Raw genomic sequence first — 1,682 nt, 5'->3', positions numbered from 1 at the left:
TCTAAACGCCGAACGTCCGATGCTGAGGGTCTGCGCGGTGTGCAAGCCTGATATGGCACTCTGGCGCCCAAAAAAGGCCAGAAAATAAAGGCTGAAAGGCCATGTGTTCGCTATTGACTTCACTTTGCCGTTCGGGTTGACTGGCTCTCGCAAGTGAAGTGAACATAATAATTAACAGCTAATAGGTGCATCATGTCGGTCCCTCTGCGTGCCGTTCAACTCAACGAAGCAAACGCATTCCTTAAGCAACATCCTGAGGTTTTGTACGTCGACCTTCTGATTGCGGATATGAACGGCGTGGTGCGCGGCAAGCGCATCGAGCGCACCAGTCTCCACAAGGTCTACGAAAAAGGCATCAACCTGCCGGCGTCGCTGTTTGCCCTGGACATCAACGGTTCCACGGTGGAAAGCACCGGCCTGGGTCTGGACATCGGCGACTCGGATCGCATCTGCTATCCCATCCCCGATACCCTCAGCATCGAACCCTGGCAGAAGCGCCCGACCGCGCAGTTGCTGATGACCATGCACGAGCTCGAAGGCCAGCCGTTCTTTGCTGACCCGCGCGAAGTGCTGCGTCAGGTGGTGAGCAAGTTCGATGACATGGGCCTGACCATTTGCGCGGCGTTCGAACTGGAGTTCTACCTGATCGACCAGGACAACGTGAACGGTCGTCCGCAGTCGCCACGCTCGCCGGTGTCGGGCAAGCGTCCGCACTCGACGCAGGTGTACCTRATCGACGATCTGGACGAATACGTCGACTGCCTGCAAGACATCCTCGAGGGCGCGAAAGAGCAGGGCATCCCGGCTGACGCGATCGTCAAGGAAAGCGCCCCGGCGCAATTCGAAGTCAACCTGCATCACGTCTCCGACCCTATAAAGGCTTGCGACTACGCGGTGCTGCTCAAGCGTCTGGTGAAGAACATCGCCTACGACCACGAGATGGACACCACGTTTATGGCCAAGCCATATCCGGGTCAGGCGGGCAACGGGTTGCACGTGCACATTTCGATTCTCGACAAGCAAGGCAACAACATCTTCGCCAGCGAGGATCCCGAGCAGAACGCCGCGCTGCGACATGCGATCGGCGGTGTGCTCGAGACCCTGCCGGCGCAGATGGCGTTCCTCTGCCCGAACGTCAACTCCTACCGACGTTTCGGCGCGCAGTTCTACGTACCGAACTCGCCAAGCTGGGGCATCGACAACCGTACCGTGGCGGTGCGCGTACCCACCGGTTCGGCGGATGCCGTGCGCATCGAGCATCGTGTCGCCGGTGCCGATGCCAACCCGTACCTGCTGATGGCCTCGGTACTGGCCGGCATTCACCACGGCTTGACCAACGAAATCGAGCCGGGCGCCCCGGTTGAAGGCAAYAGCTACGAGCAGAACGAGCAAAGCCTGCCGAACAACCTGCGCGAYGCAYTGCGYGARCTGGACGACAGCGAAGTCATGGCGCGCTACATCGACCCGCTGTACATCGACGTGTTCGTGGCGTGCAAGGAAAGCGAGCTGGMSGAGTTCGARMACTCCATYTCMGACCTYGAGTACAACTGGTACCTGCACACGGTTTAACGGGGGCTGACACTAAACCTGTGGCGAGGGAGCTTGCTCCCGCTAGGTCGCGAAGCGACCCCTCCTTCTACCTGAAAAGAAGGGGACTGCTGCGCAGTCCAGCGGGAGCAAGC

General features: G+C 59.4%; 1 protein-coding gene. It reads left to right on the top strand.

What is annotated here, in order from left to right; all coding sequences use genetic code 11:
- Positions 1-192 precede the first annotated feature (192 nt).
- Entirely contained in the window at positions 193-1,569 is a 1,377-nt protein-coding gene (locus AC1DLB_RS29300) for a glutamine synthetase family protein (protein WP_477786218.1), read from the top strand.
- Positions 1,570-1,682: the final 113 nt, after the last annotated feature.

Source organism: Pseudomonas sp. 05N434 (assembly GCF_056396965.1).
This window is presented reverse-complemented; position numbering and strand designations above follow the sequence as displayed.